At 59.1% G+C, this 16,272-nt stretch carries 12 protein-coding genes and 2 tRNA genes; 4 read left to right on the top strand and 10 right to left on the bottom strand.

Features of this window, described 5'->3' with window-relative positions; translation table 11 throughout:
• Positions 1-25: 25 nt before the first annotated feature.
• From rpsF to rnr, 3 genes are all read right to left on the bottom strand, one after another.
• The gene (gene rpsF / locus ACMXYI_RS09570) at positions 26-448 is read right to left on the bottom strand and encodes a 30S ribosomal protein S6 (protein ID WP_003217491.1); all 423 of its coding nucleotides are present in this window, start codon (positions 446-448) and stop codon (positions 26-28) included.
• A gap of 314 nt (positions 449-762) precedes the next feature.
• Complete coding sequence (rlmB, locus tag ACMXYI_RS09565; protein WP_415773033.1) at positions 763-1,530, bottom strand: 23S rRNA (guanosine(2251)-2'-O)-methyltransferase RlmB; 768 nt, start codon at positions 1,528-1,530, stop codon at positions 763-765.
• Positions 1,527-4,157 (bottom strand): ribonuclease R, encoded by a 2,631-nt coding sequence (gene rnr, locus ACMXYI_RS09560; RefSeq protein WP_415773032.1) that lies wholly within the window; start codon positions 4,155-4,157, stop codon positions 1,527-1,529. The genes rlmB and rnr overlap by 4 nt, the downstream gene beginning before the upstream one ends.
• Before the next feature lie 226 nt (positions 4,158-4,383).
• Between rnr and ACMXYI_RS09555 the strand changes: the two genes are divergently transcribed.
• From ACMXYI_RS09555 to ACMXYI_RS09540, 4 genes are all read left to right on the top strand, one after another.
• Positions 4,384-4,470, top strand: a tRNA-Leu gene (locus ACMXYI_RS09555).
• A 166-nt stretch (positions 4,471-4,636) separates the two neighbouring features.
• Positions 4,637-4,723: transfer RNA gene (locus ACMXYI_RS09550), tRNA-Leu, on the top strand.
• A 190-nt stretch (positions 4,724-4,913) separates the two neighbouring features.
• Positions 4,914-5,924 carry an extracellular solute-binding protein gene (locus ACMXYI_RS09545; protein WP_415773031.1) on the top strand — a complete coding sequence of 337 codons (1,011 nt, stop codon included), beginning with the start codon at positions 4,914-4,916 and terminating at the stop codon, positions 5,922-5,924.
• Positions 5,924-7,489 carry an ABC transporter permease gene (locus tag ACMXYI_RS09540; protein ID WP_415773030.1) on the top strand — a complete coding sequence of 522 codons (1,566 nt, stop codon included), beginning with the start codon at positions 5,924-5,926 and terminating at the stop codon, positions 7,487-7,489. The genes ACMXYI_RS09545 and ACMXYI_RS09540 overlap by 1 nt, the downstream gene beginning before the upstream one ends.
• Before the next feature lie 93 nt (positions 7,490-7,582).
• Here ACMXYI_RS09540 and ACMXYI_RS09535 read toward each other — a convergent pair whose 3' ends face one another.
• The 7 genes from ACMXYI_RS09535 to hfq form a co-directional block, all read right to left on the bottom strand.
• A complete protein-coding gene (locus ACMXYI_RS09535; RefSeq protein ID WP_415773029.1) occupies positions 7,583-9,517 on the bottom strand; it encodes a methyl-accepting chemotaxis protein in 1,935 nt (644 codons plus the stop codon).
• Between the two features lie 150 nt (positions 9,518-9,667).
• The gene (locus ACMXYI_RS09530) at positions 9,668-10,960 is read right to left on the bottom strand and encodes an adenylosuccinate synthase (protein WP_010464193.1); all 1,293 of its coding nucleotides are present in this window, start codon (positions 10,958-10,960) and stop codon (positions 9,668-9,670) included.
• Positions 10,961-11,014: 54 nt separating this feature from the next.
• Positions 11,015-12,202, bottom strand: coding sequence for an ATP phosphoribosyltransferase regulatory subunit (locus ACMXYI_RS09525; RefSeq protein ID WP_415773028.1), 1,188 nt, complete (start codon positions 12,200-12,202; stop codon positions 11,015-11,017).
• 318 nt (positions 12,203-12,520) lie between these two features.
• Positions 12,521-13,390 carry a protease modulator HflC gene (gene hflC, locus ACMXYI_RS09520; protein WP_008156983.1) on the bottom strand — a complete coding sequence of 290 codons (870 nt, stop codon included), beginning with the start codon at positions 13,388-13,390 and terminating at the stop codon, positions 12,521-12,523.
• Positions 13,390-14,559 (bottom strand): FtsH protease activity modulator HflK, encoded by a 1,170-nt coding sequence (hflK, locus tag ACMXYI_RS09515; protein ID WP_415773027.1) that lies wholly within the window; start codon positions 14,557-14,559, stop codon positions 13,390-13,392. Before hflK ends, hflC begins: the two co-directional genes overlap by 1 nt.
• 96 nt (positions 14,560-14,655) lie before the next feature.
• On the bottom strand, positions 14,656-15,957 hold the full coding sequence (hflX, locus tag ACMXYI_RS09510) for a ribosome rescue GTPase HflX (protein ID WP_415773026.1): 1,302 nt from the start codon (positions 15,955-15,957) through the stop codon (positions 14,656-14,658).
• A gap of 12 nt (positions 15,958-15,969) precedes the next feature.
• Complete coding sequence (gene hfq, locus ACMXYI_RS09505; protein ID WP_007902656.1) at positions 15,970-16,230, bottom strand: RNA chaperone Hfq; 261 nt, start codon at positions 16,228-16,230, stop codon at positions 15,970-15,972.
• Positions 16,231-16,272 lie beyond the last annotated feature (42 nt).

Raw genomic sequence — 16,272 nt, 5'->3', positions numbered from 1 at the left:
ATAGGCTCCTCAAAAGGTCCGTGGATTACTCGTCAGCGTTATCGCTGTTGTCGCTGTCATCACTATCAGCGCTTTCAGCGCCTTCGTGCTCAGGACGGTCGCGACGCTCACGGCGCTCACTGCGGTTTTCTTCAGCCTTGAGCATCTCGGATTGGCCGGTAACGGCTTCTTCGCGACGGATGACCAGGTTACGGATCACTGCATCGTTGTAGCGGAAGTTGTCTTCCAGCTCGGCCAGGGCCTTGCCAGTGCACTCAACGTTCAGCATCACGTAGTGAGCCTTGTGAACATTGTTGATTGCGTAGGCCAGTTGACGACGGCCCCAATCTTCCAGACGGTGGATTTTGCCGCCGTCTTCTTCGATCAGCTTGGTGTAACGCTCTACCATGCCGCCGACTTGCTCGCTTTGATCCGGGTGGACCAAAAAGATGATTTCGTAATGACGCATGAATGCTCCTTACGGGTTGTAGCCTGCCGCTCAAAAGCGGTCAGACAAGGAGTGAATGACACTTATGGACTTGCTTGCGATAGACACATGCGTGCCTGCCGTCACAGCAAGGGGCGCAATTGTAGAGAAGGGACAGAAGAGGTGCAAGGCAATTGGTGATTATTTGAACAGTTCGTTCACCCACCATTTTTTGCCTCACCACAAACTACTGTGGGAGCGAGCTTGCTCGCGATGAGGGCATAACATTCGGCATTGATGCTGAATGTTACTCCGCTATCGCGAGCAAGCTCGCTCCCACAGGGATTACAACTGGCTTAGGACTTCTTGGCGGTTCCGGCGGCTTTGACGCTACGCTGGCGCTGAGCCTCGAACAGGCAAACGCCAGTCGCCACAGACACGTTGAGGCTGCTGACGCTACCAGTCATCGGCAGGTGCACCAGATAATCGCAAAGATCGCGAGTCAGGCGACGCATGCCGCTGCCTTCCGCACCCATGATCAGGATGGTCGGGCCGGTCATGTCTTGCTGATACAGACTCTGCTCAGCCTCGCCCGCCGTACCGACGACCCACAAGCCGCGCTGCTTGAGTTTCTCAAGCGTGCGCGCCAGGTTGGTCACCGCAACCAACGGAATCACTTCCGCCGCGCCACAAGCGACTTTTCGCACCGTCGGAGTCAACGTGGCTGACTTGTCTTTCGGCACGATCACCGCCAACGCACCGGCCGCATCGGCCGAACGCAGGCAAGCGCCGAGGTTGTGCGGGTCGGTCACGCCGTCGAGCACCAGCAACAGCGGTGCACCTTCGGATCGATCGAGCAGTTCGTCGAGCATTGCCTCGCCCCAGACCTGGCTCGGACTCACGTCCGCCACCACGCCCTGGTGCACGCCATCAACCCAGGCGTCGAGTTCACGACGCTCAGCGTTGCCGACGGCGACGCGATTTTCGGCTGCCAACGCGATCAGCGTCTGAACCCGCGGATCGCTGCGGCCTTCAGCCAGCCAGATCTGCTTGACGCGTTTTGGGTGGTGACGCAGCAACGCTTCTACAGCGTGCACGCCGTAGATCTTTTCCAACTGACTCATGACTTGGCCTTCGGTTTACGCGCCCCGCCGCTTTTGGCGGCCGGAGCAGAACCCGCTTTCGGCGGGCCTTTACGGTGTTTGCTCGGTTTGGCTGGCTTGCCGCCGGGAGCCTTGTCAGGCGCCGACCGTCCGGTCTTTCCCCCAGACGCCGCTTTACCGCCGCTTTTCGCTTCAGACAGCAACGCCTGCTTCATTTCGCGGCTTTTGCGCAATTCAGCATTTTTCGCCGCGGCATCGCTCGGGCGATAGGCTTCTACGGCTTTTTCCGTGGCAGGACGACGACCGGTTTTCGCCGGGGCCGGCTCTGCAGCCGTTTTGGTAGCGGGTGCAGCGGTTTCAGTTCCGCGCTTCTTGCGACCAATCGGCGCGCTGATGGTTTTTTCAGCCATCTCGAAGTCGATCTTGCGCTCGTCAAGGTCGACGCGCATGACCCGCACTTCAACGGTATCGCCAAGACGGAAGCTGCGACCGGTACGCTCACCGGCCAGGCGGTGGTGCACAGGATCGAAGTGGTAGTAATCGCCCGGCAGCGCGGTGACGTGCACCAGGCCTTCGACGTAGATATCGGTCAGTTCTACGAACAGACCAAAACCGGTCACGGCAGTGATCACACCCGGGAACGACTCGCCCACACGGTCTTTCATGAACTCGCACTTGAGCCAGTTCACAACGTCGCGGGTCGCTTCGTCGGCACGGCGCTCGCTCATCGAGCACTGCTCGCCGAGCTGCTCCAGAATCGCTTCGTCGTACGGATAGATGCGCGCTTTCGGAATGATCATCGCGCCAGCACGGCGAACGTGCGGGGTGTCCATTTTCGAATGGATGACGCTGCGAATCGCCCGGTGCGTGAGCAAGTCCGGGTAGCGGCGGATCGGCGAGGTGAAGTGGGTATAGGCTTCGTAATTCAGGCCGAAGTGGCCCTGGTTATCAGCGCTATACACCGCCTGACTCAACGAACGCAGCATGACGGTCTGGATCAGATGGAAATCCGGACGGTCCTTGATGCTCGCCAGCAATGCCTGGTAGTCCTTCGGCGACGGGCCGTCCTTGCCTTTGTGCAGGGACAGGCCGAGCTCGCCAAGGAAGGCGCGCAGTTTTTCCAGACGCTCCGGTGGCGGGCCATCGTGGACGCGGTACAGCGCAGGGATTTCGTGTTTTTTCAGGAATTCGGCGGTGGCCACGTTGGCCGCCAGCATGCATTCCTCGATCAGCTTGTGGGCGTCGTTACGAACGGTTGGACGGATTTCGGCAATCTTGCGCTCGGTCCCGAAGATGATCCGGGTTTCCTGCGTTTCGAAATCGATCGCGCCACGCACGTGACGAGCGGCCAGCAGCACTTTGTACAGTGCGTAAAGCTGCTTGAGGTGTGGCAGAACGTCGTTGTACTCGCCACGGAGCTGACGCGCCTCGGTGAGTTTCGGCGTTTCCAGCATCGCGCTGACTTTGTTGTAGGTCAGGCGAGCGTGGGAGTGAATCACCGCTTCGTAGAAGCAGTAGTCGGTCATTTCGCCGGATTTGGAGATGGTCATCTCGCAAACCATGGCCAGACGATCGACGTGCGGATTCAGCGAGCACAGGCCGTTGGACAGTTGCTCAGGCAGCATCGGCACGACGCGCTCGGGGAAGTACACCGAGTTGCCGCGGACCTGGGATTCATTGTCCAGAGCCGAACCGATTTTCACGTAGCTGGAAACGTCGGCGATCGCCACGTACAACTTCCAGCCGCCGGAGAACAGGCGCAGTTTGCCCGGCTTGGCTTCGCAGTAGACCGCATCATCGAAGTCGCGCGCATCTTCGCCGTCGATGGTGACGAACGGCAGATGGCGCAGGTCGATGCGCTTCTCTTTGTCTTTCTCTTCGACTTCCGGCTTGAGCTTGGCGGCTTCTTTCAGCACAGCCTCAGGCCAGACGTGAGGAATGTCGTACGTGCGCAGGGCAACGTCGATTTCCATGCCCGGCGCCATGTAGTTGCCCACGACTTCAACCACGTCGCCTTGCGGCTGGAAGCGTGGCGTCGGCCAGTGAGTGATCTTCACTTCGACGAACTGACCGATCTGGGCGTTGGCGTTACGGCCCGGCGTGACCAGCACTTCTTGCTGGATCTTCGGATTGTCCGCAACGACGAAACCAATACCGCCCTCTTCGAAGTAACGGCCAACGATGGTCTCATGGGCACGGGAGACCACTTCGACGATCATGCCTTCGCGGCGACCGCGACGGTCGAGGCCGGCAACACGGGCCAGCGCACGGTCGCCATCGAACACCAGACGCATTTGCGCAGGGCTCATGAACAGGTCGTCACTGCCGTCGTCCGGAACCAGGAAGCCAAAGCCGTCACGGTGACCGCTGATGCGGCCCAGGATCAGGTCGAGCTTGTCCACCGGCGCATAGGTGCCGCGACGGGTATAGATGAGTTGAGCGTCGCGCTCCATGGCACGCAGGCGGCGGCGCAGGGCTTCGATCTGGTCTTCTGTAGTCAGACCAAACTCTTCGACCAGCTGCTCGCGGTTAGCAGGCGAACCCCGATCAGCAAGGTGCTGAAGGATCAGTTCGCGGCTAGGAATAGGGTTTTCATATTTTTCCGCTTCACGAGCGGCCTCGGGATCGAGGGACTGCCAATCGGCCATTAGAGAGTTTTCACCTTGTCTATATGCGGGTTAGTTTGGCATAGGCGTAATGAAACGGGAAATTTCAAGCTATGAGAGCCCATCTAAAGCCCTTTATCGACACCGCGAAGCTGAATTAAATGCCACTGGTAAAATTTTCCAGGTTTTTTCGACCTCAGGGGTTTACAGTTAAAAAGACGCTCCGTATAGTGCGCGCCATCGACGACGCAGACGCATTGCCGATAATGCCCAGATGGTGAAATTGGTAGACACGCCAGCTTCAGGTGCTGGTGACCGCAAGGTCGTGGAAGTTCGAGTCTTCTTCTGGGCACCAATTTCGAGCTTGAGATTAGATCAATTTCAAGGCTCACACAAAAACCCGCGAAAGCGGGTTTTTTGCATTCTAAGCTCCTGATTTATTAAAACTAAATCAGGGGTTTACAGATCAAAAAGCTCTCCGTATAGTGCGCCACATCAACAGCGGCAACGCTGAAGATTATGCCCAGATGGTGAAATTGGTAGACACGCCAGCTTCAGGTGCTGGTGACCGCAAGGTCGTGGAAGTTCGAGTCTTCTTCTGGGCACCAATTCAAATTTCAGAGTCGATCTGAAATTTCACAAAAACCCGCGAAAGCGGGTTTTTGCGTTTCCGGGGTTTGAAAAGTTACAGCGAACTGCTCTAGCAAATCCCCGTCAGCCCTGCAAGGCGCACTTGAGAAACAATATCGTTTATCATTGTTTCAAGTTTTTGCAATGCGACAGTGAGGAACCTTGCGAATGATGTTTCGAAATACCCTGCGCCGCGGCCTGACCATAACCCTGCTCGGCCTGGCACTCGCCACTCCCCTCACCCAAGCCGCCGAACCGGTTTCCCTGACACTCTATAACGGTCAACACAAAGAAGTCGGCGACGCCATCGCCAAAGCCTTCGAAGCCAAGACCGGGATTCACGTTAATGTGCGCAAAGGCAGCAGCAACCAGCTCGCCAGCCAGGTCGTCGAAGAAGGCGATCGCTCCCCTGCCGACGTGATCTACACCGAAGAATCACCACCACTGAACAAACTCGGCGACCAAGGCCTGCTCGCACAGACCGATGCCGCCACCCTGGCCGTTCTGCCGAAAGATTACGTCGCCGGCAACGGCACCTGGATCGGTGTCACCGCCCGGGTCCGCGTGGTCGCCTTCAACCCGAAACTGATCGATGAAAAAGACCTGCCGAAGTCGGTGATGGAATTTTCCGATCCGAAATGGCAAGGCAAGGTCGGCTTCGTGCCCACCAGCGGCGCCTTCCAGGAACAAGCCGTGGCGATCATCAAAGTGCACGGCATGGACGCGGCCGAAGAATGGCTGACCGGTTTGCGTGCTTTCGGCAAGACCTACAGCAACAACATGGTTGCTCTGAAGGCGGTGGAAAACGGCGAAGTCGCCACCGTGCTGGTGAACAACTATTACTGGTTCGCCTTGCAGCGTGAAAAAGGCCAGCTCGATTCGAAACTGCATTATTTCACCGGCGGCGACGTCGGCGGGCTGATCACTGTTTCCAGTGCGGCCGTGCTGAAATCCAGCAAGCATCCAAAAGAAGCCCAGCAATTTCTCGCCTACATGGCCAGCGAAGAAGGTCAGCGCGTGATCACCCAGACCACCGCCGAATACCCGCTGCACAAAGGCATGGAATCGGATCGTGGGCTCAAGCCGTTCAGCGAGCTCGAAGCACCGAAGGTTACGCCAGCCGATCTCGGCAATGCCGAGGAAGCCCTGGACCTGGAACGTGACGTTGGCTTGAACTGATGAGCGCATCGTTATCCGCCCCCGTCGCGCGCGGGGGTTATGTGCCACGGCGCAAGCGGCCATCGATCTGGCTGTTGCTACCGGTTTTGCTGCTGGTGGTGCTCAGCCTGTTGCCGCTGGCGTATGTCGGGCTCAAGACTTGGCAGGCCGGCTGGGCTGAGGCGCTGCATTTGTTGTGGCGCCCTTATGTGTTTGGCCTGCTGCGCAACACCCTGGCGTTGATGGTCGGTGTGACGCTCGCCTGTGGCGTGATCGGCCTGTCGCTGGCTTGGCTGCTTGAGCGCAGCAACTTGCCGGGGCGGCGCTTGTGGGGCGTGATTCTGTGCCTGCCGTTCGCGGTACCGGCATTTGTCAGCAGCTTTACCTGGGTCTCGCTGAGCGCACATTTCGAAGGCTTGGGCGGGGCGATTCTGGTGATGACCCTGTCCAAGTATCCGCTGATCTTTCTGCCGGTCGCGGCGACCCTGCGCAATCTTGATCCCTCCCTCGAAGAGTCCGCCCGCACACTGGGGCAGAATCGCTGGGGCGTGTTTTTCAGAATCACTCTGCCGCTGCTCTGGCCATCACTGCTCGCCGGTTCGCTGCTGATCGCGCTGCACATGCTGGTGGAATTCGGTGCACTGTCGATCATTGGACTGCAAACCTTTACCACCGCGATCTATCAACAGTTCGAACTGGAATTCAGTAACGCGAATGCTGCGATGCTTTCCGCGGTGTTGCTGGCGCTGTGCCTGATACTGCTGTGGCTGGAACTGCGTGTACGCGGCAAGGGCCGACACGTGCGTACCGGTCAGGGCGCGGCCCGGCATGCGGAACAGGTTCGGCTGGGGCCTTGGGCTGCTGCCGGACAACTTTACTGCCTGACGTTGGCGATCATCGGCAGCGGTATTCCGCTCGGGATGCTTGCGTACTGGCTGGCAGTGGGTTCGTCGGCAGCATTCCCGGCGGCGGCGATCGGCGAGGCGCTGCTCTCCTCCCTGGCGTTGTCGCTGGGCGGCGCTGCGCTGTGCCTGGTGCTGGCAGTGCCGGTGGGATTGCTGGTGGTGCGTCACAAGGGCCAATTGGCGATCTGGGCCGAGCGCTTGCCGTATCTGCTGCATGCGCTGCCAGGACTGGTGATCGCACTGACGCTGGTGTATTTCGCCCTGCACTATGTGCCGGCGCTGTACCAGACTTCGGCATTGTTGCTGATCGCTTATGCGCTGTTGTTTCTGCCGCTGGCTCAGGCGCCGATTCGTACGGCACTGAACAAGGCTGCGCCGCAACTGGAAGAGGCTGCACGCACGCTGGGAGCGTCGTCCTTCAGTGCGTTTTGCCGGGTGACGTTGCCGATCATCTTCCCCGCATTGGGTGCGGCGTTTGCGCTGGTGTTTCTGGATGCGATGAAGGAATTGACGGCGACGCTGCTGCTGAGTCCGACCGGGCTCAATACGCTGGCGACGGAAGTCTGGGCGCATACCGCGAATGTGGAGTTTGCGGCGGCGGCGCCTTATGCGGCGTTGTTGATATTGGTGTCGGGGCTGCCCGTATATCTCCTTACTACCCGGATGTATTTGAGCCGCTGACATCGTCATCGCGAGCAAGCTCGCTCCCACAGGGGAACGCACTCCAAATGTGGGAGCGAGATTGCTCGCGATAGCGGAAGCCCAGACAACCCATCAAGCCCTGAACTGCCCCAGACTCGCCTTCAACTGCGCCGCCAATCCATCCAGCACCTTGCCGCTGGCGGTGGTTTCCACCACCGCTCGAGCCGCTTTCTCTGCCTGTGCATGAATGGTTTCAACCCGACCACGCACCGCCTGTGCGCCTTGCGCCTGATGCGCCGCTGCCTGCGTTGCCAGACCTATCGCCGCATGCACTTGTTCGACCGACGTCTGCACCGACTGTTGCAACCGCGCACTGTCACGCAGCACCAGCAAACCTTCGCTGGCCTGGCGCCCGGCCTGACCGATCGCGGCCACCGCCTCACGCGCACCTTGCTGCAAGGCAACGATGTGCGCCTGAATGTCGCCGGTGGAGCTCTGCGTCTTGCTCGCCAGCGCCCGCACTTCATCGGCCACCACGGCAAACCCGCGACCGGTCTCGCCCGCACGGGCCGCTTCGATGGCCGCGTTCAGCGCCAGCAGGTTGGTTTGCTCGGCGATCCCGTGAATCACCGTCAGCACCACTTCAATCTGCTCACTCTGCTGCGCCAGCCGCTCGATGACTTTCGCCCCGGTATCGACCTGCCCGGCCAACGCCTCGATCAGACTGCCGACTTTCGCCGAGGTCCGAGTGTTTTCATCCGTGGCCGAACGAATATCCACCACTTGCTGCAACGCCGCCTGCATGGCGTGGCTTTCAGACTGAGCGTCATCCGCCATCTGCGACAACGCACGCAGGCTCTCGGCCACTTCATCGCGCTGCATGCCCGCCGCTTTATCGGCCCCGGCATTGCGCAAGGTCATGGCGCCGATTTCCACGCCAGTGCGTTGAGCCACATCGCCCGCTTCGCGCACGATCGGCTGCAACTTATCCACAAAGCGATTGACCGCCGAGGCCATGTCGCCGATTTCGTCCTTACTGTTGATCTGCACGCGCTTGGTCAGGTCGCCCTCGCCCGCAGCCAGGTCGTCCATGGCAGCGATGAGCAGTTTCAAGCGATTGACTACTCGACGACCCAGGACTACGGCCAGCAACAGCAACACACCGAAACCCACCACCGCCAGACCCATGCCGATGCGCCAGCGCAAAGTGCCTGCCGCTTCCTGCACAGTGCTGGTGGTGTTGTCTTTCATTTCAGATGCCGTGGACTGAGCGGACGTCAGACGCGCACGCATCGCCGTGGCGCTGTCAGCTGCCGCACCCTTGAGGCTGTCGCCCACCAATTGATCACTGCTGGCGATCAGCGCCGAAAAACGCTTGTCCAGGGCCGCCAGATCGACTTCCACGGAAGCGGTGGAGACACCCATCAAGACCTTGCCGATTTCCACGCCATTGGGGCTGATTGAGGCTTCGAGGTAGTAGACCGATGGATCGTTCTTCGCCGCATCCAGCACTTTGTCCAATGCGCGCTCGCCCTGGCCTTTCTCCAGCAGCGCTTTGTTGATCGGGTTCTCGCGATTCAGATAGCGCGTCAGGTGCTGGCCGGTAGCGTCGTCGTAGATCACGAACAGCACGTTGGGATTACGCTGAGCCCGGCGGGCGAATTCGGACAGGGTTGGAACGTCGCTGTCCCACATGGCGCGGGGTGCGACCGAAGCCAGAAGCTGCGCCATATCATTGGCGGAGTCCTTCAGATCCTTCTCCAGCGTCGCACGCAGTTGCGCCTGCTCGTCCTTCAATCGCGAGGACAAGCCCGCCGTAAGACGTTGACGAGTACTCGTAGAGAGGCTGTCGAGGCTCGACGTGACTTCACGCCCTGCCTGTTCAAGTTCCCCGGAGAGTTTTTGACTGTCGGCACCCAGGCGCACACCCAGATCGGCTTCCAGTGCGGTCACTGTGCTCCGGGTCAGGGCGACAGCCACCAGCACCTGCACCAAAAGTGCGATACCAAGGGTAACGAACACGGGCCGCAATAGACGGCTTTGTAACAGTGAGAGAACGGCCGACACTTGATATCCCTCTGCGTTGACGCCATTAAATTGATGACACCCCAGAAAAGATGCACTTAATGAAGATCACAGCAAAGGTCATGCCGTCTAACAGACACAAACGACAAAGGCCCCAATTAAGGGGCCTTTGTGTTTTACATCAACGACTTATTAGGCGAACGGGTGACGCAGAACGATGGTTTCGTTGCGGTCCGGGCCCGTCGAAATAATGTCAATCGGCGCACCGACCAACTCTTCGACGCGCTTGATGTAGTTGCGTGCAGCTTGTGGCAGCTCTTCCAGGGTCTTGGCACCGACGGTGGATTCGGTCCAGCCCGGCATCTCTTCGTACACCGGCTCCAGGCCGATGTAGCTGTCGGCGTCAGTCGGTGCATCGATCACTGCACCATCCTGGTTCTTGTAGCCAACGCAGATGTTGATGGTTTCCAGACCGTCCAGCACGTCCAGCTTGGTCAGGCACAGGCCCGAGATGCTGTTGACGTCGATAGCGCGACGCAGGATGACGGCATCGAACCAGCCGCAACGACGGGCACGGCCGGTGGTAGCGCCGAACTCGTGGCCACGCTTGGCCAGGAAAGCACCCACATCATCAAACAGCTCAGTCGGGAACGGACCCGAACCGACGCGAGTGGTGTAGGCCTTGGTGATGCCGAGGATGTAATCCAGGTACATCGGGCCAAAACCCGAACCGGTGGCGATGCCGCCCGCGGTGGTGTTGGAGCTGGTGACGTACGGGTAAGTACCGTGGTCGATGTCCAGCAGGGAGCCTTGGGCGCCTTCGAACATGATGTCTTTGCCTGCGCGACGCAGCTCGTGCAGCTCAGCGGTGACGTCGAGCATCATCGGCTTCAGCAGCTCGGCGTATTCCATGCACTCGTCGAGTGTTTTCTGGAAGTCGATCGCAGGCTCTTTGTAGTAATTGACCAGAACGAAGTTGTGGTAATCCAGCAACTCGCCCAGCTTGGCGGCGAAACGCTCACGGTGGAACAGGTCACCGATGCGCAGGCCACGACGCGCAACCTTGTCTTCGTACGCCGGGCCGATGCCGCGACCGGTAGTACCGATCTTCAGCTCGCCACGGGCCTTTTCACGCGCCTGGTCCAGCGCTACGTGATAGGACAGGATCAGCGGGCAGGACGGGCTGATACGCAGGCGCTCGCGCACCGGTACGCCTTTCTCTTCCAGCTTGATGATTTCCCGCAGCAGAGCGTCGGGTGCAACCACCACGCCGTTGCCGATCAGGCACTGCACGCCTTCGCGCAGCACGCCCGACGGGATCAGGTGCAAGACGGTTTTTTCGCCATCGATCACCAGGGTGTGACCAGCGTTGTGGCCACCCTGGTAGCGCACTACGGCGGCAGCATGTTCGGTCAGCAGATCAACGATCTTGCCTTTGCCCTCATCACCCCATTGGGTGCCCAGGACTACGACATTCTTACCCATAACACTTGTCCTCATTCGCGCAAACTTGGTGCCGGCCGCGGCCGGCAGGAAAACTCAAGAAGCCAGTGGCGATACTTGCCAAAGCCCGTTCTGCTGAATCAATTGCCGGTCGCAGTCCGCTTCACGGGCGGCGGCCAAAGGTTGCCCAAGCAAAGCCTGAACGACACGCTGACCCTCACTGCGCAACTGGCAAACCTGCTGCCAGAGTGCCGCATCCGTACTGTCAGGCATCCAGATACCGCCAGACGGTAACTCGATCTCAGCACGCCCCAGGGTCACCAGGGTTTTCAAATCGGTGGAGAAGCCGGTTGCCGGACGGGCGCGACCGAAGTCGGCACCGATGTCGTCGTAACGACCGCCCTGAGCAATGGACTGGCCAACACCCGGTACGAACACCGCAAACACCACACCGGTGTGGTAGTGGTAGCCGCGCAACTCACCCAGGTCGAAATACAACGGCAACTCAGGGAAACGCGTAGACAGACGCTCGGCAATCGCCAGCAAGTCGTCCAGAGCTGCCAGTACCGGCGCTGGCGCATTCGCCAGACGCTCGCGGGCAGCGCTCAATACTTCACGGCCGCCACACAGGTCGACCAGCGCCCGCAACATGCCCGACAGATCGGCAGGCAAGCCTTCGGTCAAGGTAATGACCTCGTCGATGGCCTTACGTTGCAACGCATCGAACAACTGTTGCTCGACTTCACCGGACAAACCGGCGGCGCGAGCCAGGCCGCGGTAGATACCCACATGACCGAGGTCCATGTGCACATCCGGCACATCGGCCAGTTGCAGCATAGCCAACATCAGGCTGATGACCTCCACGTCGCTGCTCGGGCTGGCATCGCCGTACAACTCGGCACCCAGCTGGATCGGGCTGCGCGAGGACGACAAGGCGCGCGGCTGAGCGTGCAGCACGCTACCGGCATAGCACAGACGGCTCGGGCCTTCGCGACGCAAGGTGTGCGCATCGATGCGCGCCACTTGCGGCGTGATGTCGGCACGGAAACCCATCTGCCGGCCCGATTGCGGGTCGATGACCTTGAAGGTACGCAGATCGAGGTCCTGGCCCGCGCCGGTCAGCAGGGATTCCAGGTACTCGATATGGGGAGTCACGACAAACTCGTAACCCCAGCTCTGGAACAGATCCAACACCTGACGACGCGCGACTTCAATGCGCGCCGCTTCTGGTGGCAGTACTTCTTCGATGCCATCTGGCAGCAGCCAGCGGTCTACCGTTGCCATTACGCCATTCCCCTATGATCCGGGCGACAAGCCTTTGGGCGAGCCTTGAGTGAAGCAGAAAATGATCGGCTCATGCGCACAAACCACGCGCAAGAACAACGTGGCGAAAAGCCTGAAATCGGCTTCGCCAACCACTTTCCTCGAAAAACCTGTCGAGTCATTCAACTCGGACGCCTGCATAAAAAACAGCAATCAAACGTGCAGACGCAAAAAAGCCGGGAATTTCCCGGCTGCCGCATCATACACACGTTTTCCCAAAGGATCACCCCGCCCGAGGCGTTAGCCGCCAGGCGGGGGATGATTCAGGTCAACGTCGTATCAAGGTTTGGCTTTTTCCAGGTAACGGAAGAAGTCGCTGCTTGGGTCCAGGACCATGACGTCGGATTTGTTCGCAAAACTTTCACGGTAGGCACGCAGGCTACGGTAGAAACCGTAGAACTCCTGATCCTGGCCGTAGGCCTTGGAGTAGATCGCAGCTGCCTGGGCATCACCATCACCACGAACCTCTTCAGATTCACGATAGGCTTCAGCCAACAACACGCGGCGTTGACGATCAGCGTCGGCACGAATGCCTTCCGACAGTTCGTTACCCTTGGCGCGGTGCTCGCGAGCTTCACGCTCACGCTCGGAACTCATGCGTTCGAAAACGCTGCGGTTCACTTCTTTCGGCAGATCGATGGCCTTGACCCGAACATCGACAACTTCGATGCCCAGCTCTTTTTCCGCCATCTTGTTCAGCGAAGCCGTGATATCGGTCATCAGCGCATCGCGCTCACCGGAAACCACTTCGTGCAGCGTGCGCTTACCAAACTGGTCACGCAGGCCCGACTCCAGACGACGGGAAAGACGCTCGTCAGCAATCTGCTTGAGGCCGGAAGTCGCGGTGTAGAAGCGCTCGGCATCTTTCACGCGCCACTTGGCGTAGGCATCGACCATGACAGCTTTCTTTTCCAGCGTCAGGAAGCGTTGTGTCGGTGCATCCAGCGTCATCAGGCGTGCGTCGAATTTGCGCACCTGGTTAACGTAAGGCACTTTCACATGCAGGCCTGGCTGAACATCAGTCTGGACCACACGACCGAACTGCAGCAGCACCGCACGCTCGGTCTGAGCCACGATGTAGAAGCAGTTCCAGGCAGCGATCGCCACGACGACGCCGACAATAAGGGCGATCAGCGATTTATTGCTCATCAGCGACTCTCCCTGGTACGTGCTTGCTGTTGCTGCAGATCGGCTGCACGCACATTCGCTTCATTGCTGGTGGCTGCCGCGCCGGTCACCGGAGTGCTGGTGCTGCGACCACTTTCGACCATTTTATCCAGCGGCAAGTACAGCAGATTGCTCTGGCCATTCTTGTTGCCGGTCACGAGAACCTTGCTGGTATTGCTGAAGACTTCCTGCATGGTGTCCAGGTACAGACGCTGACGGGTCACTTCAGGTGCCTTGCGATACTCGCTCACCAGCTTGGTGAAGCGATCAGCCTCACCCTTGGCGCGCGAAACGGTTTCGTCACGGTAACCATTGGCATCTTCGATGATGCGCTGGGCCTGACCACGGGCTTCCGGCACGACACCGTTGGCGTAGGTTTCAGCCTGGTTACGCGAACGCTGCTCGTCTTCACGGGCGCGGATCACGTCATCGAAGGCTTCCTGCACTTCACGCGGTGCGGCTGCGCTCTGTACGTTGACCTGAGTGACGGTGATACCGGTGCGATAGGTATCCATGAAGCGTTGCAGACGCTCCTTGATTTCGCTGGCCATCAATTCACGACCTTCGGTCAGCACCTGATCCATAGCGGTGGAACCCACCACGTGGCGCAAGGCACTTTCGGTCGCGTGCTGCAGGCTGATTTCCGGCTGATCAACGCTCAGCACGAAGTCCTGCAGGTTGCTGATCTTGTACTGCACGGTCAGCGGCACTTCGACGATGTTCTCGTCTTCAGTCAGCATTTGACCCTGCTTGGTATAGGCACGCTCACGCGTGACGTTTTCCAGGTACTTGCGATCGATCGGCGGGAAATAGATGTTCAGGCCCGGGCCAACGGTTTCGTAGTACTTGCCGAAGCGCAGCACCACGGCTTGCTCCTGCTCGTCGACTACATAGACCGCGCTGTACAGCCATACGGCCGCCAACACGACCAGGCCGATGCCGAGCAGACCGCCGAAGCCGCCACTCCTGCCCGAACCGCCACCGTCATCACCGCGTTTCTTACCACCACCGAACAACCCGTTCAGGCTTTCCTGCAGCTTTCGGAAGGCCTCGTCGAGATCCGGTGGTCCCTTGCGGTCGCCGTTATTGCGGCGCTTGCCACCCCAAGGATCCTGATTATTCGAGTTGCCACCCGGCTCATTCCAAGCCATAGCGCTCTCCATCTGATAAAGCAAAGACGCACCCACGGCGCGCCGACCAATGCTACAGAATGCCTGTCACCGCGGCACAACCGCTTTCTCAGGCTTTTATTGCAAAGTGTGTTGCTCGATGAACTCTGTCGGCACAACGCCTTCACGGCTGACCAGCCGATTGAGCTCCGAACGCGGCAATCGAACGGCCAGCAAGCTGACACCTTCTTCGTCGTGTTCTTCTTTCTGCACCGCTCCGAGTTCGAAGAACTGCGCACGCAGTCGAGCGAATCGTTGCGGCAAGCGCAAGGTACCGATAAACAACTCACTGCCAAGCAACTCGGCAATGGCTTGCTCAAGCAATTCCAGACCACTGCCATCACGCGCCGATAGCCAGACCCGTTGGGGCTTGCCGTTTTCGTCGCGCTGGATTTGTGGCTCAACGCCTTCAAGCAAATCGAGTTTGTTATAGACCTCGAGGATCGGCAAGTCCTGGGCACCAATCTCGCCCAGCACCACCATCACCTGCTCGATCTGCAACATGCGATCCGGTTCGGCCGCATCGATCACGTGCAAAAGCAGGTCGGAGTTACTCGACTCTTCGAGGGTAGACCGAAATGCCTCGACCAGCTTGTGGGGCAAGTGGCGAATGAAACCCACAGTGTCGGCCAGGACAATCGGCCCCAGGTCGTCCAGTTCCAGACGGCGCAAGGTCGGGTCCAGCGTGGCAAACAACTGGTCAGCCGCGTACACGTCGGATTTCGTCACGTTATTGAAGAGCGTGGATTTACCGGCGTTGGTATACCCCACCAAAGACACGGTAGGAATATCCGCACGCGAACGGCCACGTCGCGACTGTTCGCGCTGGCTGCGCACTTTTTCCAGCCGGCCCTTGATCTGTCGCAGGCGAACCCGCAGCAAACGGCGGTCGGTCTCCAGCTGGGTTTCACCCGGGCCACGCATGCCGATACCGCCACCTTGACGCTCAAGGTGAGTCCAGCCACGAACCAGCCGGGTGCTCATGTGGTCAAGCTGGGCCAGTTCTACCTGGAGCTTGCCTTCATGGGTACGGGCGCGCTGGGCGAAAATATCGAGAATCAGACCGGTGCGGTCGATCACGCGACACTCGAAAACACGTTCGAGGTTACGTTCCTGACTGGGCGTGAGGGTGTGATTGAAGATCACCAGATCTGCCTTTTCGGCATGGACCAGGTCGCGCAGTTCCTCGACCTTGCCGCTGCCAATCAGGAATTTGGCGGTTGGCCGATGACGCGGCACGTTAAAAAACGCAACGGTCTCGGCGCCGGCCGAATTAGCCAACTCCTGAAACTCCTGCGGATCTTCGCGCGCCTCAGGGTCCTGTCCATCCAAGTGAACGAGGATTACTCGCTCACCACCACCGTGGCGCTCAAAGAACAAAGGAGACTCCTATCAGGCGTTACCTGGCTCAGCGTCACCTGCTTCGGATTCGGTTGCGCTAGGCAGACGAATTGGACGAACCGGCACCACTGTAGAGATAGCGTGTTTGTAAACCATCTGGCTGACGGTGTTTTTCAGCAGGATAACGAACTGGTCGAAAGACTCGATCGTGCCTTGCAGTTTGATCCCGTTGACCAGGTAGATGGAAACCCCCACTTTCTCTTTACGTAAAGTATTCAAGTAAGGGTCTTGTAGCGAATGCCCTTTTGACATGTGCCGCACTCCTTTAAGGATTCAATATAAAAAATAGGTAAA

The sequence above is a fragment of the Pseudomonas lyxosi genome (assembly GCF_047758685.1).
Taxonomy (GTDB): Bacteria; Pseudomonadota; Gammaproteobacteria; order Pseudomonadales; family Pseudomonadaceae; genus Aquipseudomonas; species Aquipseudomonas lyxosi.
Note: the sequence above shows the minus strand (reverse complement) of the source record. Positions and strands in the feature narration are given on the sequence as shown.